The sequence below is a fragment of the Clostridium nigeriense genome (genome assembly GCF_050585245.1).
Taxonomy (GTDB): Bacteria; Bacillota; Clostridia; order Clostridiales; family Clostridiaceae; genus Clostridium; species Clostridium nigeriense_A.
The window spans coordinates 95218-121132 of sequence record NZ_JBNOOF010000008.1 but is presented as its reverse complement, the minus strand read 5'-3'; the positions used below and the strand labels follow the sequence as shown (position 1 = coordinate 121132).

The 25915-nt window shown below is 29.6% G+C and carries 26 protein-coding genes, 6 tRNA genes and 1 riboswitch; of the genes, 30 read left to right on the top strand and 2 right to left on the bottom strand.

From position 1 onward, the window contains the following. The first annotated feature begins 72 nt into the window (after positions 1 to 72). From rpiB to mreB, 19 genes are all read left to right on the top strand, one after another. On the top strand, positions 73 to 525 hold the full coding sequence (gene rpiB / locus ACQPUY_RS13155) for a ribose 5-phosphate isomerase B (RefSeq protein ID WP_430841674.1): 453 nt from the start codon (positions 73 to 75) through the stop codon (positions 523 to 525). A 27-nt stretch (positions 526 to 552) separates the two neighbouring features. Further along, positions 553 to 1182, top strand: coding sequence for a uracil phosphoribosyltransferase (gene upp / locus ACQPUY_RS13150; RefSeq protein ID WP_430841673.1), 630 nt, complete (start codon positions 553 to 555; stop codon positions 1180 to 1182). Between the two features lie 401 nt (positions 1183 to 1583). Next, on the top strand, positions 1584 to 2735 hold the full coding sequence (gene wecB, locus ACQPUY_RS13145; RefSeq protein WP_430841672.1) for a non-hydrolyzing UDP-N-acetylglucosamine 2-epimerase: 1152 nt from the start codon (positions 1584 to 1586) through the stop codon (positions 2733 to 2735). Positions 2736 to 2869: 134 nt separating this feature from the next. After that, positions 2870 to 4048, top strand: a complete 1179-nt coding sequence (locus ACQPUY_RS13140; RefSeq protein ID WP_430841671.1) for an acetyl-CoA C-acetyltransferase — start codon at positions 2870 to 2872, stop codon at positions 4046 to 4048. A 515-nt stretch (positions 4049 to 4563) separates the two neighbouring features. After that, positions 4564 to 4926 (top strand): ATP synthase subunit I, encoded by a 363-nt coding sequence (locus tag ACQPUY_RS13135; protein WP_430841670.1) that lies wholly within the window; start codon positions 4564 to 4566, stop codon positions 4924 to 4926. Next, positions 4927 to 5607: a F0F1 ATP synthase subunit A gene (locus ACQPUY_RS13130; protein WP_430841669.1), complete on the top strand. Its 681-nt coding sequence runs from the start codon at positions 4927 to 4929 to the stop codon at positions 5605 to 5607. Positions 5608 to 5626: 19 nt separating this feature from the next. Continuing rightward, complete coding sequence (atpE, locus tag ACQPUY_RS13125; RefSeq protein ID WP_430841668.1) at positions 5627 to 5860, top strand: ATP synthase F0 subunit C; 234 nt, start codon at positions 5627 to 5629, stop codon at positions 5858 to 5860. Positions 5861 to 5899: 39 nt separating this feature from the next. After that, entirely contained in the window at positions 5900 to 6385 is a 486-nt protein-coding gene (locus ACQPUY_RS13120) for a F0F1 ATP synthase subunit B (RefSeq protein ID WP_430841667.1), read from the top strand. Then, a complete protein-coding gene (locus ACQPUY_RS13115) occupies positions 6385 to 6924 on the top strand; it encodes a F0F1 ATP synthase subunit delta (protein WP_430841666.1) in 540 nt (179 codons plus the stop codon). Before ACQPUY_RS13120 ends, ACQPUY_RS13115 begins: the two co-directional genes overlap by 1 nt. Before the next feature lie 10 nt (positions 6925 to 6934). After that, complete coding sequence (atpA, locus tag ACQPUY_RS13110; protein ID WP_430841665.1) at positions 6935 to 8449, top strand: F0F1 ATP synthase subunit alpha; 1515 nt, start codon at positions 6935 to 6937, stop codon at positions 8447 to 8449. A 37-nt stretch (positions 8450 to 8486) separates the two neighbouring features. Then, positions 8487 to 9338 (top strand): ATP synthase F1 subunit gamma, encoded by an 852-nt coding sequence (gene atpG, locus ACQPUY_RS13105; protein WP_430841664.1) that lies wholly within the window; start codon positions 8487 to 8489, stop codon positions 9336 to 9338. A 15-nt stretch (positions 9339 to 9353) separates the two neighbouring features. Beyond that, positions 9354 to 10745, top strand: a complete 1392-nt coding sequence (gene atpD / locus ACQPUY_RS13100; protein WP_430841663.1) for a F0F1 ATP synthase subunit beta — start codon at positions 9354 to 9356, stop codon at positions 10743 to 10745. Positions 10746 to 10756: 11 nt separating this feature from the next. Further along, positions 10757 to 11161: an ATP synthase delta/epsilon chain alpha-helix domain-containing protein gene (locus tag ACQPUY_RS13095; RefSeq protein WP_430841662.1), complete on the top strand. Its 405-nt coding sequence runs from the start codon at positions 10757 to 10759 to the stop codon at positions 11159 to 11161. A gap of 314 nt (positions 11162 to 11475) precedes the next feature. After that, complete coding sequence (locus tag ACQPUY_RS13090; RefSeq protein ID WP_430841661.1) at positions 11476 to 12123, top strand: hypothetical protein; 648 nt, start codon at positions 11476 to 11478, stop codon at positions 12121 to 12123. A 21-nt stretch (positions 12124 to 12144) separates the two neighbouring features. Beyond that, entirely contained in the window at positions 12145 to 13404 is a 1260-nt protein-coding gene (murA, locus tag ACQPUY_RS13085) for a UDP-N-acetylglucosamine 1-carboxyvinyltransferase (protein ID WP_430841660.1), read from the top strand. Between the two features lie 174 nt (positions 13405 to 13578). Continuing rightward, complete coding sequence (spoIID, locus tag ACQPUY_RS13080) at positions 13579 to 14598, top strand: stage II sporulation protein D (protein WP_430841659.1); 1020 nt, start codon at positions 13579 to 13581, stop codon at positions 14596 to 14598. Between the two features lie 207 nt (positions 14599 to 14805). Further along, positions 14806 to 15537, top strand: coding sequence for a peptidoglycan DD-metalloendopeptidase family protein (locus tag ACQPUY_RS13075; RefSeq protein WP_430841658.1), 732 nt, complete (start codon positions 14806 to 14808; stop codon positions 15535 to 15537). 79 nt (positions 15538 to 15616) lie between these two features. Next, positions 15617 to 15871 (top strand): sporulation transcriptional regulator SpoIIID, encoded by a 255-nt coding sequence (gene spoIIID, locus ACQPUY_RS13070; RefSeq protein ID WP_430841657.1) that lies wholly within the window; start codon positions 15617 to 15619, stop codon positions 15869 to 15871. A gap of 165 nt (positions 15872 to 16036) precedes the next feature. Beyond that, entirely contained in the window at positions 16037 to 17071 is a 1035-nt protein-coding gene (gene mreB / locus ACQPUY_RS13065; RefSeq protein WP_430841656.1) for a rod shape-determining protein MreB, read from the top strand. 54 nt (positions 17072 to 17125) lie between these two features. Here the strand turns inward: mreB and yyaC are convergent, their stop codons facing one another. Then, entirely contained in the window at positions 17126 to 17644 is a 519-nt protein-coding gene (gene yyaC / locus ACQPUY_RS13060) for a spore protease YyaC (protein WP_430841655.1), read from the bottom strand. Positions 17645 to 17753: 109 nt separating this feature from the next. Here yyaC and ACQPUY_RS13055 point away from each other — a divergent pair, with 109 nt between their 5' ends. From ACQPUY_RS13055 to metK, 8 genes are all read left to right on the top strand, one after another. Further along, the gene (locus ACQPUY_RS13055; RefSeq protein ID WP_430841654.1) at positions 17754 to 18197 is read left to right on the top strand and encodes a hypothetical protein; all 444 of its coding nucleotides are present in this window, start codon (positions 17754 to 17756) and stop codon (positions 18195 to 18197) included. A 204-nt stretch (positions 18198 to 18401) separates the two neighbouring features. Beyond that, a tRNA-Tyr gene (locus ACQPUY_RS13050) sits at positions 18402 to 18486 on the top strand. 23 nt (positions 18487 to 18509) lie between these two features. Next, a tRNA-Thr gene (locus ACQPUY_RS13045) sits at positions 18510 to 18584 on the top strand. A gap of 6 nt (positions 18585 to 18590) precedes the next feature. Then, positions 18591 to 18675, top strand: a tRNA-Tyr gene (locus ACQPUY_RS13040). A gap of 26 nt (positions 18676 to 18701) precedes the next feature. After that, positions 18702 to 18777: transfer RNA gene (locus ACQPUY_RS13035), tRNA-Val, on the top strand. 7 nt (positions 18778 to 18784) lie between these two features. Beyond that, positions 18785 to 18859 (top strand) — tRNA-Thr (locus ACQPUY_RS13030). 5 nt (positions 18860 to 18864) lie between these two features. Further along, positions 18865 to 18949, top strand: a tRNA-Tyr gene (locus ACQPUY_RS13025). Between the two features lie 139 nt (positions 18950 to 19088). Next, positions 19089 to 19196: riboswitch (SAM riboswitch) on the top strand. A 97-nt stretch (positions 19197 to 19293) separates the two neighbouring features. Continuing rightward, the gene (metK, locus tag ACQPUY_RS13020) at positions 19294 to 20469 is read left to right on the top strand and encodes a methionine adenosyltransferase (protein WP_430841653.1); all 1176 of its coding nucleotides are present in this window, start codon (positions 19294 to 19296) and stop codon (positions 20467 to 20469) included. A 36-nt stretch (positions 20470 to 20505) separates the two neighbouring features. Here the strand turns inward: metK and nagA are convergent, their stop codons facing one another. Beyond that, positions 20506 to 21636: an N-acetylglucosamine-6-phosphate deacetylase gene (nagA, locus tag ACQPUY_RS13015; RefSeq protein ID WP_430841652.1), complete on the bottom strand. Its 1131-nt coding sequence runs from the start codon at positions 21634 to 21636 to the stop codon at positions 20506 to 20508. A gap of 152 nt (positions 21637 to 21788) precedes the next feature. On the opposite strand from nagA, the gene recD2 reads away from it, so the two are divergent. From recD2 to ACQPUY_RS13000, 3 genes are read left to right on the top strand one after another with little or no spacing between them, the layout of a single operon-like run. Next, entirely contained in the window at positions 21789 to 24020 is a 2232-nt protein-coding gene (gene recD2, locus ACQPUY_RS13010) for an SF1B family DNA helicase RecD2 (RefSeq protein ID WP_430841651.1), read from the top strand. Between the two features lie 10 nt (positions 24021 to 24030). After that, positions 24031 to 25053, top strand: coding sequence for a hypothetical protein (locus ACQPUY_RS13005; protein ID WP_430841650.1), 1023 nt, complete (start codon positions 24031 to 24033; stop codon positions 25051 to 25053). Continuing rightward, entirely contained in the window at positions 25026 to 25670 is a 645-nt protein-coding gene (locus ACQPUY_RS13000; protein WP_430841649.1) for a ComF family protein, read from the top strand. The genes ACQPUY_RS13005 and ACQPUY_RS13000 overlap by 28 nt, the downstream gene beginning before the upstream one ends. The last annotated feature ends 245 nt before the right edge of the window (positions 25671 to 25915 follow it).

Sequence of the window (25915 nt, the reverse complement as noted above, 5' to 3'; positions counted from 1 at the left end):
TAGGGAGGGAGGGGGAAACCTTTCTCTTTTTTCTTATATATAATAAACATATAAAAGTTGGGAGGAGTATCAATGAAGAAGATAGCAATTGGCTCTGATCATGGAGGCGTTGATCTAAAGGCAGAAATTAAAGATTTTTTAATTAAGGAAGGTTATGAAATTAAAGATTTCGGGACTAACTCTACAGATTCTTGTGATTATCCAGATTATGCATTACCTGTAGCAGAAGCAGTAGCAGCGAAGGAATTTGACTTTGGTATCTTAGTTTGTGGAACAGGAATAGGAATAGGAATAGCAGCGAATAAAGTTCCTGGAATTAGAGCAGCTTTATGTTCGGATACATTTAGTGCTCATGCAACTAGAGAACATAATGACGCCAACATATTAACTCTAGGACAAAGGGTGGTTGGACCTGGATTAGCATTAGATATAGTTAATACTTTTTTAAACACTGAGTTTGAAGGTGGAAGACATCAAAATAGAATTGATAAGATTTCAGAAATAGAAAATAAATATAATAAATAAAAAATTATTGATGTAGGAGGAATAAACATGAGTAAAGTAACACAAATAGATCATCCATTAATATTACACAAATTAGCTTTTATAAGAAATAAAGATACTGGATCTAAAGATTTTAGAGAATTAGTAGAAGAAGTTTCTATGTTAATGGCTTATGAAGTAACTAGAGATTTAAGCACTGAAGAAGTAGAAATAGAAACACCAATATGTAAAACTAAATGCAAAATGCTTTCAGGAAAGAAGGTGGCTATAGTTCCAATACTTAGAGCTGGACTAGGAATGGTAGATGGTATGTTAAAGCTTATACCAGCAGCTAAGGTTGGACATATTGGATTATACAGAGATGAAGAAACTCTTCAACCAGTAGAATATTTTTGTAAATTACCTCAAGATATAGCTGAAAGAGATATAATAGTTGTAGATCCAATGCTTGCAACAGGTGGTTCAGCTGCAGATGCAATTACTATGTTAAAGAAAAGAGGAGCTAAAAATTTAAGACTTATGTGCTTAATAAGTTCTCCAGAAGGGATAGCATTTGTGCAAAAAGAACATCCAGATGTAGATATATATGTTGCAGGAATAGATGAAAAGTTGAACGAAAATGGATACATAGTTCCTGGACTTGGAGATGCAGGAGATAGATTATTTGGAACTAAGTAGAAATTATAGAAAGAAAAATTTCAACTAGTAATTAAAAAACTCAAGCTATTTTAAGTTTGAGTTTTTTTGAATTTTAGGAAGCTATAAAAAGGCTACCATATTAATAATTATTTATACTTTCTATCCTTTAGTTTTAAAGTTAAACTATTAATTTTGTAATGAATTAGAGTTTAGAGACGGAACAAAAATTCATAATTCCGAGGAATGAGGAATTATTACCTTTAGTTTGTAGAAGTAAACATGTTGTGCTAGGGCGACTTGGAGCTTGCGACGGAGCAACTAATATAACATATTTACTTCTTTTTTATTTAAGACATAATGTGTATAATAAAAGTGATAGTATAAGATATAATAAAATATTGATATTAACAATATAAACAATATATCAGGAGGAAACTTAAATGGAAAAGAAAAAGATAATTACTATATTCGGAACGAGGCCTGAAGCAATTAAAATGGCTCCTTTAGTAAAAGAGTTAGAAAAAAGAGAAGGTATCGATTCAAGAGTTTGTGTTACAGCTCAGCATAGAGAAATGTTAGATCAAGTTTTAGATTTATTTGATATAAAACCAGATTTCGACTTAAATATAATGAAAAGTAAACAAACATTAACAGGAATAACTAATAAGGTCTTAGAAGGCTTAGAAGAAATATTCATAAAAGAAAAGCCAGATATGATATTAGTACATGGAGATACTACGACTACATTTTCAGGAGCACTTGCTGCTTTTTATCAACAAATAAAAGTTGGTCATGTAGAAGCAGGTCTTAGAACTTTCGATAAATATTTTCCATTTCCTGAAGAAATGAATAGAAAACTTACAGGAGCTTTAGCTGATTTACATTTTTCACCTACAAAAAGCTCTAAAGCTAATCTATTAAGAGAAGGGATAAACGAGAAAGATATATTTATAACTGGGAATACTGTTATAGATGCAATGCTGCATACTGTAAAGGATAATTATATATTTGAAAATGAAACATTAAATAAAATAGATTTTAAAAATAAAAAAGTTATAATGATTACTGCTCATAGAAGAGAAAACTGGGGTCAAGGTATAGAAAATATCTGTGATGCATTAAATAAAATAGTTAAAGAAAATGAAGATGTGGAACTAGTTTATTTAGTTCACTTAAATCCTGTAGTAAAGGATGTAGTTACTAAAAAATTAGGGAATATGGAGAGAGTGCACTTGCTTCCTCCTTTAGACACAAACGAAACTCATAATTTAATGAACAAATGCTTTATGGTTATGACTGATTCAGGTGGTTTACAAGAAGAGGCTCCACATTTAGGAAAGCCAGTACTAGTTTTAAGAGATGTTACTGAAAGACCGGAGGCAGTTGAATACGGTACTGTAAAGTTGGTTGGAACAGATATTGAAAAAATTATACAAGAAGCTAATAAATTAATCAGAAATGAAGATGAATATTTAAAAATGAGTAAGGCAGCAAATCCATATGGTGATGGATATGCATCAAAGAGAATTGCTGATATTATAGAAAATTATTTTAAAATAAAAACTATAGAAATAGAGGAGTTTTTAAGATAATATTTCTAAAATTAAAATAATTAAATCAATTGGGTTGAATAAAAGGTAGAAAGTGGTATAATTGAGTTGTGTTAATTGTTTAACAAGTTTGACAATTTTAACAATTCTTAAGATTAAATGAAGGAGATGTGAATATGAGAGAAGTTGTAATTGTAAGTGCTGTGAGAACTCCAATTGGATCTTTCGGTGGCGCTTTAAAAGATGTACCTGCAGTAGATTTAGGCGCATTAGTTATAAAGGAAGCTGTAAATAGAGCAGGAATAAAGGGTGAATTAGTTGAAGAAGTAGTAATGGGAAATGTTATACAAGCTGGTCTTGGACAAAACGTTGCTAGACAAGCTGCTGTTAAATCCGGATTACCAGTTGAAGTACCAGCTATGACAATTAATAAGGTTTGTGGCTCAGGACTTAGAACAGTTTCATTAGCAGCTCAAATGATTAAAGCAGGTGATGTTGATGTTGTAGTAGCAGGTGGAATGGAAAGCATGTCACAAGCACCATATGTTTTAAAAGGAGCTAGATGGGGACAAAGAATGGGCGATGGAAAAATGGTAGACTCTATGATTAACGATGCATTATGGGATGCATTTAATAATTATCATATGGGTGTTACTGCAGAAAACATTGCTAAAGAGTGGAATTTAACTAGAGAAGAACAAGATGAATTCGCATTAAATTCTCAATTAAAAGCTGAAGCAGCAATTAAAGCAGGTAAATTTAAAGATGAAATAGTTCCAGTTTTGATACCTCAAAGAAAGGGTGAACCAAAAGTATTTGATACTGATGAGTTCCCAAGATTTGGTTCAACTATAGAAGGTTTAGGAAAATTAAGACCTGCATTTATAAAAGATGGTACAGTAACTGCTGGTAATGCTTCAGGAATAAATGATGGAGCAGCAGCATTCGTAGTTATGAGTGCAGAAAAGGCAGAAGAATTAGGAATTACTCCTTTAGCTAAGATAGTTTCATATGGACAAAAAGGATTAGATCCTGCAATTATGGGATATGGACCATTCCATGCAACTAAGAAAGCTTTAGAAGTAGCTAATTTAAAAATAGAAGATTTAGATTTAATAGAAGCAAATGAAGCTTTTGCAGCTCAAAGCTTAGCAGTTGCAAAAGACTTAAACTTCGATATGAGCAAAGTTAATGTAAATGGTGGTGCGATTGCTTTAGGACATCCTGTTGGAGCATCAGGTGCAAGAATACTTGTTACATTACTTTATGAAATGCAAAAAAGGGATGCTAAGAAGGGCTTAGCAACTTTATGTATAGGTGGAGGAATGGGAACAGCACTTATAGTAGAAAGATAATAGATTTAATTAAAGCCCCCGAGGATTCGGGGGCTTTAAATTATTTGAATTATAAATTGAATTTCAGAGAATAATATTATATATAATTAAAAATATATAATAATTATAATAAAAACATATATAAAGATTTTTAAGAAAAAATGAATAAATAGTAAATCTATTATTCATTTTTCTAATAATAAAATAAAGTTATATATTTTAAAATTATAAATATTTTAATAAAAAAATAAAAAAATATGACTGAAAAGTATAAAAAAATAATTGAAAATGTTATCAAATTTAAACAAAGAACAAAATGCAATATATTTAATTTTCAGAAAAATGAATTGAATCACCCTAAACAAGCTATATTTAAAGATAAAATGAAATATAATGAATTTACTTAAGTAAAAATGATATAAACTTATATAATCATTTTAAATTAACTAATAATCTAATAAATAGCCAAATTTAGGATTTTCATTAATGTTTTCATAGTAATATAATAACAAGAGTTAGCTGGGGGTGAATAAATAATGAGTAAGGAAATGAAGAGATTACTAAAAGATGCAGTCAGATATGATATAATATTTGGTTTAATTTTTTCACTTATACTATCATTATTCTTAACCTTCAAAATTGGAGCAATATTTTTTCTAGGAACTTTAGTAGCTTTAATTAATTTTATTGCTAGCGGAGTTATTTTAGAATATTGTATATGCAAAAATAAAAAATTGATAATATCAATATCTTATTTTATAAGAATAGCTATTATTTTGATTATAGCATCATTCTTTATAAATGATTTAAAAACAATAATGGCATATATTATAGGATACATATTTCATTTTGTATTACTTACAATATATTGGATTAGGGAGAGGAAAGGAAGTGATTAGGTGGAAGCATTAGAACCAATAGTTTCTTTTTGGATTGGTAATTTTAGAGTTGATATAACCCCCGAAATATTGATTCAATGGGCAATAATACTAATATTGTTTATATTAGCTTGGTGGTCAACTAGAAATTTAAAAATAAAGCCTGATAAAAAACAGGTTATAATAGAGTCCATATATGAAACTATAAAAAATCTTGTTTATGAGAATGCTGGTGAAAAGTATAAGGATCTTATACCTTTCATAGGAAGTATGGCTGTTTACTTACTTTTAATGAATCTTGTTGGTTTAATTGGAGTAGTACCACCGACAAAGAGCTTTAGTGTAACAGTCGGAATGGCTGCAATTTCATTTGTTGTTGTCCAAGGTTATGCAATAAAAAAACATGGTTTTGGAAGTTATTTAAAGGGTTATACTCAACCAATACCAATAATGTTACCAATAAATATATTAGAAAGAGTAACATTGCCAATATCATTAGCATTGAGACTTTTTGGTAATATACTAGCAGCAACATTTATAATTGAATTAGTTTATGAGAGTTTAGGTAAAATTGCTTGGATAGCAGAATTAGTTATTCCAGTAGCACTTCATGGATATTTTGATATATTTGATGGAGTAATACAAATGGTTATCTTTATTATGTTAACATTGATAAATATTAAAATAGTTTCAGAACACTAAATTTAAGGAGGATTTTAAAATGAATGAAATAGGAATGAGAGCATTAGGAGCAGGAATTGCAATATTAGTTGGTTTAGGAGCAGGTATAGGTATAGGTAATGCTACAGGAAAAGCTGTAGAAGGTGTATCAAGAAATCCTGAAACAAGTGGTAAAATTACAACTACATTAATTATAGGAGCAGGTTTCGCAGAAGCAACAGCAATATATGGTTTATTAGTTTCAATACTTCTAATATTTGTTGGAGTAAAATAATATAACAAATGACTCCAGAAAGGAGGCAAATCAAATATTATGATGGATATAAATTGGAGTGTAGTTATAGCTACTATAATAAACTTTATTATTCTATTGGCAATATTAAAATATTTCTTTTTTGCAAAGGTTGAAGCTATTATAAATGAAAGAGAAAACAGTATTTCAGATAAATTAGATGAAACCGAAGAGGAATTAGAGAAAGCTAGAATGCTAGCAATTGAAAATGAAAGAATAATAAAAAATGCTAAAAAAGAAGGTAAGTTAATTACAGAAGAATATAAACAAAAAGCTGAAAAAGTATATGATGAAATAGTAGAAGATGCTAATAAAGAAGCTAAAGTAATTATAGAAAGAGCTAAAGTTGAAATAAATAGGGAAAAGGAAAAAGTAGAATATCAATTAAAGAAAGAGGCTATAGATTTAGCACTTGAACTTTCTAAAAAGGTTATTGAAAAGAATATAGATGAAAATAAAAATAGAGATTTAATAGATGATTTTCTAACTAAGGTAGGTAATTCATAATGTATGAATATTTAGACCGAAGATATGCTCTTGCATTATATGAAGTTGCAGAGGAAAAGGGGAAAGTTCAACAATATCTAGAAGATTTAAGAGAAATATGTGATCTTATAGATAATAATAAAGATTTCTACGAAGTAATTAAACATCCACAAATAAGTACAAAAAAGAAAAAAAAGACTTTTATAAATATATTTAAGGGTCATATTGATGAAGAACTACTATCATTTTTATTAATTCTTATAGAAAAGGATAGAATACTTTTCCTAAAAGAAAAATTAAGAGAAATGGAAAAAATAGATTTAGAAAGAAATAATACTATAAAAGGTATTGTTAAAACTACCGTTCCTCTTACAGAACAAGAATTTAATAAATTGGTATCAGAATTAGAAAAAAAATATAATAAGCATGTAATTCTAGAACAAGTTATTGATGAAAGTATTTTAGGCGGAATATATTTAAGAATTAATAATGATGTTATAGATGGAACTATTAAATCAAAATTAGAAGAATTACAAGATTTAATGCTTAAAAGAGAATAGAGGTGAAGGTATGAATATTAAGCCTGAAGAAATAACTTCCATAATTAAAAAAGAAATTGAAAGATATGAAAAAGAAATCAAGACTATAGATTCAGGTACAATAATCCAAATAGGTGATGGTATAGCTAGAGTTTATGGATTAGATGATTGTATGGAAGGCGAATTGCTAGAATTCCCAAATAATGTTTATGGTATGGCTTTAAATCTAGAACAAGACAATGTTGGTTGTGTTCTATTAGGTGCAGAAGATGGCATAAAAGAAGGGGATATAGTAAAAAGAACTAATAAAATAGTAGAAGTTCCTGTTGGAGAAGCTCTTTTAGGAAGAGTAGTAAATCCACTTGGAGAACCAATAGATGGAAAAGGACCTATAAACCACTCTGAATATAGGGCAATGGAAGTTTCAGCTCCAAGTATTATAGAAAGAAGTTCAGTAAATGAACCATTACAAACAGGTATTAAGGCAATAGATTCAATGATACCAATAGGAAAGGGTCAAAGAGAACTTATAATTGGAGATAGACAAACAGGTAAAACTGCTATAGCACTAGATACAATATTAAATCAAAAAGGAAAAGATGTAATTTGTATATATGTTGCAATTGGACAAAAGCAATCAACTGTAGCTAATATAGTTAATACATTAGAAGAATTTGGAGCTTTAGATTATTCAATAGTAGTAAGCGGTACAGCTTCAGAATCAGCACCACTTCAATATTTAGCACCATATGCTGGATGTAGTATGGGTGAATATTTCATGCATAAAGGAAAAGATGTACTTATAATATATGATGATCTTTCTAAACATGCAGTAGCTTATAGAACAATGTCACTATTACTTAGGAGACCACCAGGCAGAGAAGCATATCCTGGAGATGTATTCTATATTCACTCAAGACTTTTAGAAAGAGCAGCTAAATTATCTAAAGAAAATGGTGGAGGTTCATTAACAGCATTACCAATAATAGAAACATTAGCAGGAGATGTAACTGCATATATTCCTACAAATGTTATATCTATTACAGATGGACAAATATTCCTAGAATCGGATCTTTTCCATTCAGGACAAAGACCAGCTGTTAACGCTGGTATATCAGTATCAAGAGTTGGTGGTAATGCACAAATTAAAGCAATGAAACAAGTTTCAGGTACTTTAAGACTAGAACTTGCTCAATATAGAGAATTAGAATCCTTTGCTCAATTTGGTTCAGATTTAGATAAAGATTCTAAAAAGAGACTAGAAAAAGGTAAGAGATTAGTTGAAGTTTTAAAACAAGACCAATACTCACCAATGGCAGTAGAAAAGCAAATAGCTATACTTTATGCTGTGGTAAATGATTATTTATCAGATATAAAAGTTAGTGATGTTAGAAGATTTGAAACAGAATTATTAGAATATATGGATACTCACAATAGAGATTTATTAAAGAAAATAGTAGAAGTTAAATCTTTAAATGATGAAATAAAATCAGAATTAGATAACTCTATTGTAGAATTTAAGAAATTATTCTTACAAGATGCATAGCTTTAAATAGCTATGCAATTCTTTAGGAGGTGGAATCTTGGGATCAGCAGGACTAATAGAAATAAAAAGAAGAATTAGATCAGTTGAAAGTACAAGAAAGATAACAAAAGCTATGAATCTTGTGGCCACTTCTAAACTTAGGAAAACTAGAAAGGAACTAAATGACAGTTTTGAGTATTATAATTTATCTAAAGAAATATTAGAAAATTTATTATCAACTTTGCCAGATTATTATGATAGTCCCTTTTTTGGTAAAAATTCTGAGAACTTAGATAAGTTATATATAGTCATGGCATCAGATACAGGTCTATGCGGAGGATTTAACGGAAATATAGCAGCTAATTTACATGATTTTATTAAAGATGAGAGTAATGCAAGAGTTGTTGTAGTTGGAGCTAAGGGTATTCCATATGTAAGAAAATATGGGTTTGATACTGTTAAAGAATATGTTGATATACCAGATATTCCTACTATAAAAGAAGTAAGAGCTATATATGATGATGCTTTATATATGTTTAAAAATGGAGATGTAGGAGAAGTAAATTTAGTTTTCACTGAATTTAAGTCTCCAATAAAGCAAGAAGTAAAGATTGAAAAATTATTACCATTAGAAAAACAAAGTAAATCTTTCGGAGAGTTTTTAATAGAACCTGATTTAGAAGAGGTTTTAAGTTCAAGTTTAGATATATTTTTAAAAAGTAAAATAAGAAGAGCTATGCTACATTCGAAAGTTAGTGAACAAAATGCAAGGATGATGGCTATGGATGGAGCTACACAAAATGCAAATGATATTTTACATGCTTTGAATCTTAAGTACAATAGAATAAGACAAGGAATTATAACTCAAGAAATATCAGAAATTGTAGGTGGAGCAGAAGCTCAAAAATAGTAAGGAGGAATTACTATGGCTGAAAGAGTAGGAAAAGTAGTTCAAGTAATTGGACCTGTCGTAGATATAAAGTTTGACTCAGATGCCTTACCTAATATCTATAATGAAATAAGAATAGATATGGGAGAACATGAGTTAATAGTTGAAGTTGAACAGCATATGGGAGATGATATAGTTAGAACTATATCTATGGAATCAACTGATGGATTAAAAAGAGGCATGAAAGCAACAGATATGGGAAGATGTATTTCTGTTCCAGTTGGTAAAGAAGTGCTTGGTAGAGTGTTTAATGTTTTAGGAAAACCAATTGATAATGCTGGAAATGTAGATATAAAAGAAATGTATCCAATTCATAGACCAGCTCCAAGTTTTAAAGAGCAAGCTTTAGAACCACAAATGTTTGAAACAGGAATTAAGGTTATAGACCTTTTAGCTCCATATCAAAAAGGTGGTAAAATAGGTTTATTTGGTGGAGCTGGAGTTGGAAAGACAGTTCTAATTCAAGAACTTATTAATAATATAGCTAAGGAACACGGTGGTCTTTCAGTATTTACAGGAGTTGGTGAAAGATCAAGAGAAGGTAATGATTTATACTATGAAATGAAAGAATCAGGAGTTATAGATAAAACAGCCTTAGTATTTGGACAAATGAATGAATCACCTGGAGCTAGAATGAGAGTTTCTTTAACTGGCTTAACAATGGCTGAGTATTTCAGAGATCAAGGTCAAGATGTATTATTATTTATAGATAATATATTTAGATTTACTCAAGCTGGATCAGAAGTATCTGCATTACTTGGAAGAATACCTTCAGCTGTTGGTTATCAACCAACTCTTGCAACTGAAATGGGAGCTTTACAAGAAAGAATCACTTCAACTAAGAATGGTTCTATAACATCAGTTCAAGCAGTTTATGTGCCTGCTGATGACCTTACAGACCCAGCACCAGCTACAACATTTACTCACCTTGATGCAACAACAGTTTTATCAAGAAGTATAGCAGAATTAGGAATATATCCAGCTGTTGATCCACTTGAATCAACATCAAGAATATTAGATCCAAGAGTAGTTGGTAAAGAACATTATAATATTGCAACAGAAGTAAAAAATATACTAGAAAGATATAAGGAATTACAAGATATTATAGCTATTTTAGGTGTAGATGAATTATCTGATGACGATAAGAAAGTAGTTGCAAGAGCTAGAAGAGTTCAAAGATTCTTATCTCAACCATTTACTGTTGCTGAGCAATTTACAGGTATGCAAGGTAGATATGTACCAGTAAAAGAAACTGTAAGAGGATTTAAAGAAATATTAGAAGGAAAACATGACGATTTACCTGAATCAGCTTTCCTTTTTGTTGGGACAATAGAAGAAGCGGTAGAAAAAGCTAAAAGCTTAAGATAGGAGATGAGGTTATGAGTAAAACTTTGAAAATAACTATAGTTACTCCTGGTAAAGAACCAATATTCTATGAAGCAGAAGCTTTAAAAACAAATATGAAGTATGGACAAATAGAATTTAGATATAACCATACTCCTATAATAATAAGTACTATTCCAACAACAACTACAATAATTAATGGTAATACAAGAGAAGAATTATTTACATCATCCGGAATAGTATGTATTAAAAATAATGAATTAAAATTCTGTTGTGATTCAGCAGAAAAAAGCTCAGATATAGATAAGGATAGGGCCTTAAAATCAAAGGAAAGAGCAGAGAAAAGATTAAAAGAAAATGATAATATAGATGTAGAAAGAGCTAAAAGATCATTAGCTAGGGCAAATGCAAGAATTAGCACTATAAGCATGAATAATTAAAAGAAATAAGGAGGACTTAAGTCTTCTTTATTTCTTTTTTACTATTTAGGAAATTATAAAGATTTTACCCAGTCAATAACTTTTTATAATTTCCATCCTTCAGTTTTGAAGTATTAAAATATCATAGCAAGGTGACTTGGAGCGAAGCGACGGAACCTAGATATGATATTTTAATACTTTTTTATATGATAACTGTAAGTAATGACAATTAATCACATATTTCAACTATTTTTATATATTATAATATGACCATTTATTTATGAATAAAAAGAAATAAGTTGGACAATAATTAGAAAAGAAAGGTAGGGGGTTTGATGAAAAAAGTATTAAAGATACTACCTATAATAGCCTTTTTTTCACTGATTATTGGGACGGTTCCAGTAAAATCTGAGTCAGTTTCAGATGATTTTTATTTTTTAGAGAATAAATTGATTAATACTGGAGAATTTGTAGAAAATGGTGTTAAGGTAGAATATAGTTCAAACAATAATTTGGAAAATGAGTTACTTGTAATAAAAAATAATTTAATAAATTTATTTAAAGAAGATATTTATATTGATAATAACAATATTTTCTTTAATGATGATCAAAGAGAGATTAAGGTACTAGCATGGAGGGATGAAAAAGAAACTAAAGTGCAAATAACTTATATAAATAGTAGAAAAGATTGTACTATTAATCAAATAAAGAAGGAATTAGAACAAATACAATATTTTGCAGCTAAAAATATAAAATATTTTGATTTCGTAAAGGTAAAAATAATAGAAGAACAAAGGCAGAATCTTTTAGATATACTAAAGAGTAATATAAAAGAGAAAACTCTGGAGGAATTGAATATTGTTAATGGAACAATAGGAAAAGGAAAATTAAAAGATGAAAATAAAATTAATTTTTCTTTTATGACTTATGATACAGGAGAATATTTAATTCTAGGAACACCAGTGATATTCATAACATACTAACAATTTATAATGGAGGATAATATGGAAAAAATTATAGTTGAAGGTGGTAATAAACTAAGGGGTGAAGTGAATATTAGTTTAGCTAAAAATTCTGTTTTACCTATAATAGTTGCGAGTATTTTATGCACTGAGGATATAATTATAAAAAATGCACCTATGTTAGAAGATGTTGTTGTTTTAACTGATTTATTATCAGGTATGAATTGTGATATTGAAAGTAATATAAATGGCGATTTAAAAATAAATACATCTAACTTAGAAGAAAAAAATATGAATAGTGAATTAATAAGAAAAATGAGAGCATCATTTCTTATTATGGGACCTATGTTATCAAGGTTTGGTAAATGTAGAATATCAATGCCGGGAGGATGTAACATTGGAAGTAGACCAATAGATTTACATTTGAAAGGATTTAAGCTTTTAGGTGCAGAAATAGAAACAGAGCATGGTTTTGTAGAAGCAAAAGGAAAAAGGCTAAAAGGTAATAGAATATATTTAGATTTTCCTTCCGTAGGAGCAACTGAAAATATATTAATGGCTGCTGTTTTAGCAGAAGGAACAACAATTATAGAAAATGCAGCAGAAGAACCAGAAATTTGGGATTTAGCAAATTTTTTAAATTCTATGGGAGCTAAGATTCATGGAGCTGGAATGGGAAAAATAACAATTGAGGGTGTAGATACCTTAAAGGGAATATCCTACAAGCCAATTTATGATAGGGTAGAAGCAGGAACATTTATGGTAGCAGCAGCTATTACAAATAGTAAGATTACTATAAATGGAGCAAATGAAGATCATTTAAGACCCACAATAGAAAAATTAAAGGAATGTGGAGTTGAATTTAATGATATTGAGAAAGATATAATTCTAGTAGATGGAACAGGTTTTAAATCACCAGTTGATATAAAAACACTTCCTTATCCAGGTTTTCCAACAGATATGCAACCTCAGATGATGGCATTATTATCGGTAACAAAAGGTTCAAGTATTATAACTGAAACTGTATTTGAAAATAGATTTATGCATGTTGCTGAGTTAGTTAGAATGGGAGCAAATATAAAAATAGATGGAAGAACTGCAATCATAGATGGTGTTGGGGCTTTAACTGGATGTGATGTAAAAGCTACAGATTTAAGAGCTGGAGCAGCAATGATATTAGCTGGATTAGTAGCTCAAGGAAAGACTGAAATAAGCGAGATATATCATATAGATAGAGGATATGTTGATATTGAAGAAAAATTTAGGGGATTAGGAGCCAATATATATAGGATTGAAGAATAATGGAATTTTAATTAAATATAATTATTAGATTAACCTAGTAAAAGAACTTAGAATTTATCTAAGTTCTTTTACTTTTATAAAGAATTTATGGCTTAACATAAAAAATAAAAAATAAAGTATAATTATAAATTCTCGTCATATATTTAAATGTATTACTAAAATGGAGGTACTAAGATGAGAAGAGAATTTGCATCTACTATATTTTTTAGTTTATTAATATTATTATTTATGATTGTTGCACCAACCTTTATTATCAAATCAATGCCTGCAAAAGCCATAAGCGAAGAAGTTATTCCACCTACTGTAGAAGAGAATAATAATTTTATAAACTTAGAAGGAAATGAAGTTATTAAAGTTCATATTACTAGTGAAAATAAAATTGTAGAAGTTCCTATAGAGGAATATGTGAAAAGTGTTGTTTCAGGAGAAATGCCTGCTAGTTTTAGTGATGAAGCATTAAAAGCTCAGGCTGTAGCTGCTAGAACATATGTAGCTGCAAAGAGGCTTAAGCCATGTGATTTAGCAGAAGGCGGGGATGTATGTGATACGACTCATTGTCAAGTTTATATAAGTAAAGAAAGCAGAATTGAAAAATGGGAAACTAACGCAAATGAAAATTGGGAGAAGATATCAAAGGCAGTTGAAGAGACTAAAGGAAAGATATTGACATATAATAATGAATTAGTTTTATATCCTCAGTTTTTTTCAACTAGTTCTGGAATGACTGAAAATTCTATAGATGTTTTTTCTGGTGATATTCCATACTTAGTATCAACTGAAAGTAAGGGAGAAGAGGTTGCACCTAAATATGAATCTGAATTTCCTTTTAAAATAAGTGAATTTGTAGAAAAAGTAAATGAAAAATATCCAGATGCAGAGCTAACTGCTGATAACCTAGAAGGTAATATTGAAATATTAGCTAGGAGTAATGCTGGGGGAATAAAAGAAATAAGACTTGGTAAAACAAATGTAAAGGGAACAGACTTTAGATTAGCTTTTGGATTGAGTTCAACTAATTTTGAATATAATATAAATAATGACGAAATAGTTTTTAAATGTAAGGGATATGGACATGGAGTTGGTATGAGTCAGTGGGGAGCTAATATAATGGCTAAGAATGGATCAAACTATGAAGAAATACTAAAACATTACTATACAGGTATTGAACTTAAAGAACTGAAATTTAAAGAATAATAAATTTATTAATACTGAAGCTCAGGATAATCTGAGCTTCTTTTTTTATATTTAGGAAAGTATAAAAAATATTAATTACAAAAGTTTTAGATACTAATAAAATTGTGAAAAAATTGTTGATAAATGTAAAAATTTGATGTAAACAAATCTTCTTTGAATTGTATTAATTTACTACAAAGGGCAAGAATACAAAAAGGAGGTGTTGATATGCATCAAAACAAAAAAGATAAGGTAAAAGACTTTTTTAGAAAGGAGGGCTTTTATTTAGTATTATTCCTTTGTTTATGCGTAATTGCTACTATCGCAGTTGTTACTACTAAGAAAAATAAGTCATTAGGAGAAAGTAATAAAGAAAAAAATGAGTTTACTTTAAATATTGATGAAGAGACTTCTGAGGCTAAAAAGCAAAATGCTGAAAGAGTTGAAGGTAATCAAAGTGATGAATTAGCACAAGAGGAGAATGAAGTAGCTTCTTCAGAAGAGGATGTTAATGTTTCAACAGGAACAAATACTCAAGTGGTATTTGCTAATCCTATAGAAGGAGTTGTTTCAAGAGGATATACATATCCTAAGCCTCAAGTGATGACTGATGGAACTAGTAGAAATATTAGAGGAATTGATATTTATGCCACTGTAGGAACTGAAGTTAAAGCAGCTGCAGTAGGTGAAGTTAAAGAAGTTTCAACTAAAGTAGAAGAAGGTAGTTATGTAGTTATTGCTCATGCAAATGGTTTATATACAAAATATACCAACTTATCAAATGATATTAGAGTAAATGTTGGAGATAGAGTAACCGAAGAAACTGTTATAGGTACAGTTGGAGATACCTCAAAAATATTTACTAACAATGAGTTTGGAGAACATCTAAATCTTCAAGTACAAGATTCAGATGGTAAGGACTTAGATCCAACAACGTATTTTACATTTAGTGAAGAATAATTAAAAGTTCATCAGTCATTATCTTTATGGCTGATGAACCAATAAAAAGACTTATTCAATTTAAAAGGAGGTAATATTTTTGAAGGATTATATAGAAGAAAGAGTTTTGGAAGTTGCAAAGTATATAATAGAGTCAAAGGATACGATAAGAAAGACTGCAAAAGTATTCGGTGTAAGTAAAAGTACAATTCATAAAGATATGACAGAAAGATTACCTAAGATAAATCCAGCAATAGCTAAGGAAACACATTCAATATTAGAATTAAATAAAGCAGAAAGACATATAAGAGGTGGAAATGCCACTAAAATTAAGTATAAAACTGCTGGTCAATAAAATAGATTAAATTAATATTTAGTTAAATACGAAAATGAATACAAATATATTGAAGGTTTGCCATATTCCATATATAATTAGAAATAGGCCAAATATTGTAAAATAGATATTTAAAATATTGTATTAATAAGGATTATATATATTTAGATTAGGAGTGAACAAGGAATGTGGTTTTGGAAAAATAGGGGCGATTTAGGGATTGACTTAGGTACTGCTACAGTTTTAGTTTATGCTAAAGGTAAGGGAGTTATACTTAAAGAACCATCAGTTGTAGCGATAAATAAAAATACTAATAAGGTACTTGCTGTCGGTGAAGAAGCTAGAAAAATGATAGGAAGAACTCCGGGAAATATAGTAGCAGTAAGACCTCTAAGAGATGGAGTTATATCAGATTATGATGTAACTGAAAAAATGTTAAAGGAATTTTTAAAAAAAGCATATGGAAAAAGTAAAATTATAGCTCCTAAGGTAATGGTTTGTGTTCCATCTCAAGCAACTGAAGTTGAGAAAAGGGCAGTAATAGATGCCGCTAGAAATTCTGGTGCAAAAAAAGTTCATTTAATAGAAGAGCCATTGGCAGCTGCTATCGGAGCAGGATTAGATATAACTAAAGCAGATGGATCTATGGTGGTGGATATTGGTGGAGGAACAACTGATATTGCTGTAATATCTTTAGGTGGAGTCGTTGTAAGATCATCTATTAAAGTAGCAGGTGATTCTTTTGATGATGCTATAATTAAATTTGTTAGAAATAAATATAAAATAATGATAGGTGAAAAAACAGCAGAAGAATTAAAGATTGAGATTGGTTCAGCATTTAAAGGTTTAAGAACTGTAAGTTCAAGTGTGAAGGGAAGAAATTTAATTACTGGTCTTCCTGACGAAATTACTATTAATTCAGATGAAATAAATGAAGCTTTAAAAGAGTCAGTTTCTTTAATTATAGAGAGTGTAAAATTAGTATTGGAAAAAACACCACCTGAACTTGCTGCTGACATTATTGAAAAGGGAATATTAATGACTGGTGGAGGCTCTTTATTATATGGATTAGACAAGTTGATTGAGCATGAAACTGGGGTAAGTGTTGAAATTGCAAATAATTCTGTAGAAGCAGTGGTAGAAGGAACAGGAAAGGTTTTAGGATATTTAGATAAATTAGAAATAAATGTGATAGATAATGAGATTAGCTTAATTGAATAAGATTTGATTTCTACATAATATAAAATAAAAAAAGGAGCCAGATAAGCTCCTTTTTTATATATTTAAATTGTAGGAATATATAAGAGCATTTGATATTATTTTTGCCATTTTCATAATTAGATATAGCCGAATACTTCTATTTGTAAAGATAATAGCATTATCACTAGAATCTACTATTCCTATGATTGATTGATGGCCAACTTCTGGCAAGCTTTTACCAACACCTTTTCCCGGATGAATTGGGTAATCTCTAGTATGTATTTCTCCTATTGAGCTTTCATCACCTAGACAAGCGTCGATGGCTATGATATTAGAATTGGGATGAAGTTTATTAATGCAACTAAGTTTCTCTTCGATATTTAAAGCGTGAATTGGTGATTCTAAAGTTCCAAATACGGGGAGTGGAAAATTATTTTCTATTAAAAAACTTCCTACAAGTGGTCCTAGGCAATCGCCAATACATTTATCAGTACCTACACAAATTATTATAGTATCACTTTTTATATACTTTTTTATTTTTTTTGAAATTTCAATATGAGCATCATTGTCGTCATAGTGTATTTTATGCTTCACTAAAATTCACCCCCTAATTATACCAATATATGCTTTAGGAAACCTTATTATAATTAAATGTATAAAAAAACATAAAAAGGCAATTAATTTAATAAAGGAGATGAGATTTATGAAAAGAATATTAATATATATATGTACAATTATAATTGGTGCCAGTATACCAATATATTTTTTCTTAATTTGGGAACCATTAAATAGTAAGGATGTATTAAGTGAAAATGCTATAGGAAAATCAAGTTCCGAAAATATTGATGAAAATAATATGGAAGTATTAAATGATGAAAATAGATTAGATACATTGATTTTACCAAAAGAAATTGGTTCAAGTAGTATGTTTAATTACTTAGAAAGTGATAAGAGAGAAAGGTTGAATTCTCTTTTGAAAAACTTATCAGTAGTAGACTTAATAAAAGTTAATGATTATTTTTCTGATAAGAATAATAATGAAAAAATAAAAGTGGGAGTAGAGTTAGTTAAAAAAAGAATGTCTGCTTCTGATTATGAAATATTTAAAAATGTAATAGAGGACCAAGTAGATTCAAGTGTTTTATAATAATTTTAAATTTAATAAATAAAAAAGATATTAGTATTAAAAGAAAGAAAATAGAAGTATTATAGAATATAATAAATATAATTTCTTTAAATAGCCTAAAATCACACTTGAAATTAGGAAATAATAAATATATACTAGTCATTGTCAGTTGAGGAAGTCAAGTTTACTTAACTGAAGTTAAATTGAATTAAATAAATTAGATATGGGGGAGTTCCCGAGTGGCCAAAGGGGGCAGACTGTAAATCTGTTACGTTTCGTTTCGATGGTTCGAATCCGTCCTCCCCCACCATATAAAATTTATTTAATTAATATGCTGGCATGGCTCAACGGTAGAGCAGCTGACTTGTAATCAGCAGGTTGTAGGTTCGATTCCTATTGCCAGCTCCATAAAATGGGGGAGTTCCCGAGAGGCCAAAGGGGGCAGACTGTAAATCTGTTACGTTTCGTTTCGATGGTTCGAATCCGTCCTCCCCCACCATTTTATAAAAAGTATTTAAAAAATATGGAAGCATAGCTCAGCTGGGAGAGCATCTGCCTTACAAGCAGAGGGTCACAGGTTCGATCCCTGTTGTTTCCACCATAAATATGCTGGCATGGCTCAACGGTAGAGCAGCTGACTTGTAATCAGCAGGTTGTAGGTTCGATTCCTATTGCCAGCTCCATATAAGGGGGAGTTCCCGAGTGGCCAAAGGGGGCAGACTGTAAATCTGTTACGTTTCGTTTCGATGGTTCGAATCCGTCCTCCCCCACCATAAAGACAAGAAGTAAATTTTCTTCTTGTCTTTTTTGCATAATTGATATTAAAAATATGAATTTATATAGTGTTTTATGATAATTATTGACTAATATAAAAAAATATGATAAAATATTAGAAGTAAAATTTGATATTAGTTCTTATCAAGAGAGGTGGAGGGAAAAGGGCCCTATGAAACCCGGCAACCTACTATATTCATTTGAGTGTGGTGCCAATTCCAGCAATGTAATTTTGCAAGATAAGAAAGATAAAGATTTTTGTAATCTCTTCTTATCGAAGAGATTTTTTTATTTATATAAGTTTTTTAGAATTAATATCAAATAAATGAAAGGAGATATTAATATGAGAAGATTATTTACTTCAGAATCAGTTACAGAAGGACATCCAGATAAAATTTGTGACCAAATTTCAGATGCTGTATTAGATAGTATTTTATCAAAGGATCCTATGGCAAGAGTTGCATGTGAAACTGCTGTTACTACAGGAATGGTTTTAGTTATGGGTGAGATATCAACTAAATGTTATGTTGATATTCCAAAGTTAGTAAGAGAAACAATTAAGGAAATAGGATATGATAGAGCTAAGTATGGATTTGACTGTGAGACATGTTCTGTTTTAACTTCTATAGATGAGCAATCAGGGGATATAGCTATGGGAGTAGATGAAGCTTTAGAGTCTAGAATAGGTGAGAAGGATGATGTTGAGGCTGTTGGGGCTGGAGACCAAGGTATGATGTTTGGTTTTGCAACTAATGAAACAGAAGAATTTATGCCATTACCAATAGCTATGGCTCATAGATTATCAAGAAGATTATCAGAAGTTAGAAAAAATGGAACTTTACCATATTTAAGACCAGATGGAAAAACTCAAGTTACAGTTGAGTATGATGATAATAAAGTTGTGAGAATAGATGCTATAGTTATTTCAACACAACATAGTGAAGAAATTTCTCAAAAGCAAATTAGAGAAGATTTAATGGAACATGTAATTAAGGCAGTAGTTCCAGCTGAACTATTAGATGAAAACACTAAGTACTTTATAAATCCAACAGGAAGATTTGTTGTAGGTGGACCACAAGGAGATAGTGGATTAACTGGAAGAAAAATAATTGTTGACACTTATGGTGGATATGGAAGACACGGTGGTGGTGCTTTCTCAGGAAAAGATCCAACTAAGGTTGATAGATCAGCAGCTTATGCAGCTAGATGGGTAGCTAAAAATTTAGTTGCAGCAGGTGTGGCTGATAAGTTAGAAATTCAATTAGCTTATGCAATTGGTGTTGCTAAACCAGTATCCATTGAGATAGAAACATTTGGAACAGGTAAAAAGTCTGAAGAGGAAATAGTTTCAATAGTGGAAAAGGTATTTGATTTAAGACCAGGTGCTATAATAAGAGATTTAGATTTAAGAAGACCTATATATAAACAAACTGCTGCTTATGGACATTTTGGTAGAAATGATTTAAATCTACCTTGGGAACAATTAAATAAGGTAGAAGAAATAAAGAAATATTTATAAAATAAAAAAAGCTGAGAAAACTCAGCTTTTTTTATTTTACACTAATATTTTTCCGTTTACTATTACGGTTTTAATATTAACATCTTCATCGAATAATAATAAATCCGCATCGTAGCCTTCTTTTATAAGACCTTTTTTATCTTCAACCTTACAATGTCTAGCTGCATTATAAGTAGCCATTTTTACAGCATCATATAATGGAAGCCCAACATTTTTATAAACATTTTTAACCGCTTTATCTAAAGTAAGAATTGAACCTGCTAAGCTTCCGCTCAATAATCTAGCAGCACCATCCTTAACAAGGACATCTTGTCCACCTAATGCATACATACCATCAGGCATTGCGCAAGCCATCATAGCATCTGTAACTAAAAGTACTTTATCAGAAGTCTTTTGCTTATAAGCTATTCTAAGAGAAGGGTATGATACATGTATTCCATCTGAAATAGTTTCAGTAGTAATATCACTATCAAATATTGCTCCTACAACACCAGGTTCTCTATGAGCGAAAGGAGTCATAGCATTGAAAAGATGAGTTGAGTGACCGCAACCACATTTAATTCCTTCCATGGCTTCCTCATAAGTAGCTTTAGTATGACCTATAGAACAAACTATTCCTCTTTGAGATAATTCTTTAATTAATTCCTTTGCACCAGGAACTTCAGGAGCAATTGTGATTGATACTACTGCATCTTCAGCATCTCCTACCATAGCATTATAGTTTTCTATTGTTGGTGCTATTAAGTAATTAGGATTTTGAGCTCCGATAGCTTTTGGACTAATGAAAGGTCCTTCTAAGTGAGCACCTAAAACTATAGCTCCATCAGTACCATTTATTTTAGCTTCTTTAATTACTTCCATTGATTTACGTATATCTTCAACAGCAACAGTCATAGTAGTTGGTGTAAAAGATGTAGTTCCGTGTTTTACTATTACCTTTGAGATTTCATTAATAGCTTCAAAAGTTCCATCCATAGTATCGTGTCCACCAGCACCATGGATATGAACATCTATAAATCCAGGTGATAGGTATAAACCTTCAGCATCTATTACGTTTTCATAAGAGACATTACTTGGGTTAATTTCCTTTATTTTCCCGTTCTCAACTAAAACTGAACCTTTTTCAATTCTATCAAGATATACAATATTACAATTTTTAATTAACATTTAAACACCTCCATGTTTTATTATATATACTTATTATAACATATTGAAAATAATAGTATTTAAAAATAATAGTATTTATTATGTATTCTATAAGATATATTATATAATAAAAATAGTATGATTAAAATATATTAAGGTTTGGAGAAGGTAACATGGAAGATTGCATAAATGGAATAGTTGAATCTATTGTATTTAAAAGTGAAGATACTGGTTATGTAGTATCTAAGATAAGAATGGAAAAGGAATTTATAAATGCAGTTGGAGTAGTTCCTTTTATGAAAGAAGGGCAACATGTTAGATTAAAAGGACAATGGGTTGTTCATAAACAATTTGGACGACAATTTAATATAGAGGAATATGAAGAAATACTTCCAAGTTCAATAAAGGGAATTGAAAGGTATCTAGCAACTGGAATAATAAGAGGGATAGGTCCAATTACAGCTAAAAGGTTAGTTGAGAGATTCAAGGAAAATACTTTAGAAGTTTTAGATACAAATATAGAGAAAATTAAATTAGTAGAAGGCATAGGAGAAAGAAAATTTGAAATTATTAAGGAATCTTATATAGAGCAAAGAGATCTAAAAGATATCATTATGTTTTTTCAAGGCCATGGGATGAGTACCAATCAATGTATAAAGATATATAAAACTTTTGGTACTAATGCTAAGGAAATAATATTAGAAAATCCTTATATTCTTTCAGATGAGATTTCAGGTATTGGATTTATAACTGCTGATAGAATAGCGAAAAGTCTTGGTATTGAACCAACATCTCCTTTTAGAATACAAAGTGGAATTAGATATATATTAAATCAATTTTCTGCATCTGGTAATACTTTCATGCCAAAAGATGAATTAATTAAGGAAGCAAGTAAGATATTAGGAGCTTCTGCACAAATGGTAGAAGAAAGTTTATATAATTTATCTTTAGATTCAAAAGTTAAAGTAGAAAAGGTAGATGGAGTAGATTCTGTTTTTGCATTACCATATTATTATTGTGAATTGGGAGTTACTAATAGAATAATAACTCTAAGTATGGAGAATTTTAGAAGTATAAATTCAGATATTGAATTTGAAATAGGCGTTTTCGAGAAAAAGCATAATATAAGTTTTGCTCCATCTCAGAGGGAAGCTATAGTAGGTGCATTTGATAATGGGATAGAGATAATTACAGGTGGTCCTGGAACAGGTAAAACTACTATAATTAAGGCTATAATAGAAATTTATGAAAATAATAATATGAAGGTTGTATTAGGAGCACCTACTGGTAGGGCTGCAAAGAGGATGAGTGAATCAACAGGTAGAGAAGCTAAAACTATACATAGATTACTTGAAATGGGAGTTAGTGAAGAAGGAAAGTCCTATTATAAATTAGGAGAAAGTGAACCATTAGAGGCTGATGTAATTATTATAGATGAAGCTTCTATGATAGATATAATGCTTATGCATAGTTTACTTAAAGCGATAAAATTAGGAACTAGAGTAATTATAGTTGGAGATGTAGATCAGCTTCCTTCAGTAGGAGCAGGAAATGTTTTAAAAGATTTAATAGAAAGCAAATTTATTAAGGTTGTTAGATTAAAAGATATTTTTAGACAGGGTAAAGAGAGTTTAATAGTAACGAATGCTCATAAAATAAATAATGGAGAAATGCCAATATTAAATAGAAGAGATGGAGATTTCTTCTTTGAAAATAAAGAGGATGTTAACGAAATTCTTAACACTATAATAGATTTAATAAATAGAAGACTTCCTAAATTTAATACTAAGTGGGATAAATATAGGGATATTCAAATATTAACTCCTACTAGAAAAGGAATTCTTGGAGTGCAGAATTTAAATAATGAGCTTCAAGAAGTATTAAATCCCAAATCGCCATCTAAAAGAGAGAAGGAATTAAAAGATGTTATCTTTAGAGAAGGCGATAAGGTAATGCAAATAAAAAATAATTATTCCTTAAAATGGGTTAGGATAAATGGAGATGGAGATAATGAAGGGGTAGGAGTATTTAATGGAGATATGGGTTTTATAGAAAGTATTAATGATGAAGAAAAAACCTTAACTATAATATTTGATGATGAAAGAAAGGTAGTTTATGATTACATTTATTTAGATGAATTAGAACTAGCTTATGCAATAACTATTCACAAAAGCCAAGGTAGTGAGTTTAAAGTAATTATTACCCCAGCCTTTAAGGGTTCACCACTTTTAATGAATAAAAATTTATTATATACAGCTATTACTAGGGCAAAAGAACTAGTAGTTGTTGTAGGAATTCCAAAGGCGTTACAATACATGATTACTAATGATAAGAGTGTAAGCAGATACTCTTCCTTGAAAAATAGGATTGTAGATATTACTAATAATGAAATATTTAGTGAATAGGAGAATTTCAATGTTAGATAATAAATTAATAAACCTAAAAGAGTTTAATAATTGTGAATCTAAAATAAGTAAGTGGTATAACAAGCAATCAAAAGTTTTAAGTATAATAACAAATCCTTATAATACATCTTTAATTTTTATAAATATAATTAAGGCGTTAATTAAAGAAAATAATAAGATTTTATATGTTTGGAATGGAGAAGATTATAATAAAGAAATTCTAGAATCATTGAAAAAAGATAATTTGAATTTTAAGTACTCTTATATGGAAGAAAAAGAATCCAATGATAATTTAGTTTTTGTAAATTTCAAAAATATACAAAATATAAAGGGCTGTTACGATCTTTGTATAATAGATGACATAAGTAAGTATTCAACTTTATCAAAAGAAGAAATAAGAGAGGTAATAGAGTATATGTATCTTTACTCAAAAAGAATTATTTCTTATTCAATAGAGAAGATAATAAATATGGGAACAGCCTTAGATATAGCAGATTTAATTAGAAGAGAAGTGTTTGTTGAACCTAGAATAATAACTACTAGAGTTAAATTAGACGAAGATATGCCTTATACTTTATATGATTACTTAATGTGGTTTAAAAGTAATAATAAGAAGGTAATAATTTATGTTCCCAATGAGGAAAAAATAAATAAAGTATTTAATTATTATACTAATGAACTAAAAATCAAGGATATAAAAATAATAAAGTTTTTGAAAAATAATTCGATAAAGGATATAGAGCATATATATAAGATTAAAAATAAAAGTGCTTTTATAATTACTAATAATATAAGAGAGTATTCTAAAGGTGAAGAAGATATTGATATTGTGGTGTTATTTGCCGATGAAGACTTCTATAATTATAAAAAAATAATTTATTTCTGTGCAGACGTTGGAAAGAACATTAAAAATAAATATAGGGGTGAGGTACTGTTAGTTAGTAAGGATATCTCAGAAGATATGGATTTAGCAAAGGATATGGCGAGGAGTTATAATAAAAATATATGGGAAAAAGGATTATTGAGTTATTAATTACTTTAAAAGATGAATTTTTAGATATAATTTATCCACCTAAGAATAATTGTATTGTTTGTGAAAGTGAATTTGTAGGTTTATGTCCTTTATGTAAAAGTAAGATACAAAAAGTTAAAGAAGATGAAGAGTTTCTTTCTTATGGATATTATAATGGTGTACTAAAAAAGCTTATATTGGAATTTAAGTATAAGCAAAATTTTGTTGCAGGAAAAATATTAGCTGAATTATTATATGATGTAATTAAAAATAAAAAGATAGAAATAGACTGTATAGTGTTTATTCCAAGTAGTAAGGAAGCATTAAAAGAAAGAGGATTTAATCAGTGTGAGTATTTAGCTAAAGAAATTAATAAAAGTCTAAAATTAAAAATATACAAAGACTTAATTAAGGCTAAAAATATAAAGGAACAAAAACTATTATCAAAGGAAGATAGATTTAAAAATATAAAAGGTGCCTTTAGCTTAAAAACAAACAAAAACATCAAAAATAAAAGAGTATTAATTATAGATGATGTTGTTACTACTGGTGCTACTTTATATGAATGTGAAAAATTATTGAGAGAAAATGGAGCATCTGAAATAAAAATATTGACAGTTGCTAAAAGTTATATATAATAATAGAGTAAAGATAGGTCTGTGGATGAAAGTCGATGCCAGTCGCAGGCAAAACGATCCACGTAAGTTTGGAAAAATTCCTAATGAGCATGGTGCGGTGTAGAAGTAAGTCCTACCAAGAAATTGAGAGGGTTAGTAGTGAGGGGTTAATTCCTAGTAGCAAAAGCTCCAGTAGGCGAGTGTGGGGTCAAAGTCCAGGTCAGCTATTTTTACATTTAGTAGCTATTAGTAAAACTAATGGCTAT

Excerpts from the sequence above, each read along its gene's own strand:
- ACQPUY_RS13055 (WP_430841654.1), top strand. The coding sequence starts at position 17,754 with ATGAAAAGAATATTAATATATATATGTACAATTATAATTGGTGCCAGT.
- nagA (WP_430841652.1), bottom strand. The coding sequence starts at position 21,636 with ATGTTAATTAAAAATTGTAATATTGTATATCTTGATAGAATTGAAAAA.
- recD2 (WP_430841651.1), top strand. The coding sequence starts at position 21,789 with ATGGAAGATTGCATAAATGGAATAGTTGAATCTATTGTATTTAAAAGT.
- ACQPUY_RS13090 (WP_430841661.1), top strand. The coding sequence starts at position 11,476 with ATGAAAAAAGTATTAAAGATACTACCTATAATAGCCTTTTTTTCACTG.
- spoIID (WP_430841659.1), top strand. The coding sequence starts at position 13,579 with ATGAGAAGAGAATTTGCATCTACTATATTTTTTAGTTTATTAATATTA.
- wecB (WP_430841672.1), top strand. The coding sequence starts at position 1,584 with ATGGAAAAGAAAAAGATAATTACTATATTCGGAACGAGGCCTGAAGCA.
- ACQPUY_RS13115 (WP_430841666.1), top strand. The coding sequence starts at position 6,385 with ATGTATGAATATTTAGACCGAAGATATGCTCTTGCATTATATGAAGTT.
- ACQPUY_RS13095 (WP_430841662.1), top strand. The coding sequence starts at position 10,757 with ATGAGTAAAACTTTGAAAATAACTATAGTTACTCCTGGTAAAGAACCA.
- upp (WP_430841673.1), top strand. The coding sequence starts at position 553 with ATGAGTAAAGTAACACAAATAGATCATCCATTAATATTACACAAATTA.
- ACQPUY_RS13000 (WP_430841649.1), top strand. The coding sequence starts at position 25,026 with ATGGGAAAAAGGATTATTGAGTTATTAATTACTTTAAAAGATGAATTT.
- metK (WP_430841653.1), top strand. The coding sequence starts at position 19,294 with ATGAGAAGATTATTTACTTCAGAATCAGTTACAGAAGGACATCCAGAT.
- murA (WP_430841660.1), top strand. The coding sequence starts at position 12,145 with ATGGAAAAAATTATAGTTGAAGGTGGTAATAAACTAAGGGGTGAAGTG.
- atpA (WP_430841665.1), top strand. The coding sequence starts at position 6,935 with ATGAATATTAAGCCTGAAGAAATAACTTCCATAATTAAAAAAGAAATT.
- ACQPUY_RS13120 (WP_430841667.1), top strand. The coding sequence starts at position 5,900 with ATGATGGATATAAATTGGAGTGTAGTTATAGCTACTATAATAAACTTT.
- ACQPUY_RS13005 (WP_430841650.1), top strand. The coding sequence starts at position 24,031 with ATGTTAGATAATAAATTAATAAACCTAAAAGAGTTTAATAATTGTGAA.
- ACQPUY_RS13135 (WP_430841670.1), top strand. The coding sequence starts at position 4,564 with ATGAGTAAGGAAATGAAGAGATTACTAAAAGATGCAGTCAGATATGAT.
- atpD (WP_430841663.1), top strand. The coding sequence starts at position 9,354 with ATGGCTGAAAGAGTAGGAAAAGTAGTTCAAGTAATTGGACCTGTCGTA.
- ACQPUY_RS13075 (WP_430841658.1), top strand. The coding sequence starts at position 14,806 with ATGCATCAAAACAAAAAAGATAAGGTAAAAGACTTTTTTAGAAAGGAG.
- atpE (WP_430841668.1), top strand. The coding sequence starts at position 5,627 with ATGAATGAAATAGGAATGAGAGCATTAGGAGCAGGAATTGCAATATTA.
- ACQPUY_RS13140 (WP_430841671.1), top strand. The coding sequence starts at position 2,870 with ATGAGAGAAGTTGTAATTGTAAGTGCTGTGAGAACTCCAATTGGATCT.
- rpiB (WP_430841674.1), top strand. The coding sequence starts at position 73 with ATGAAGAAGATAGCAATTGGCTCTGATCATGGAGGCGTTGATCTAAAG.
- mreB (WP_430841656.1), top strand. The coding sequence starts at position 16,037 with ATGTGGTTTTGGAAAAATAGGGGCGATTTAGGGATTGACTTAGGTACT.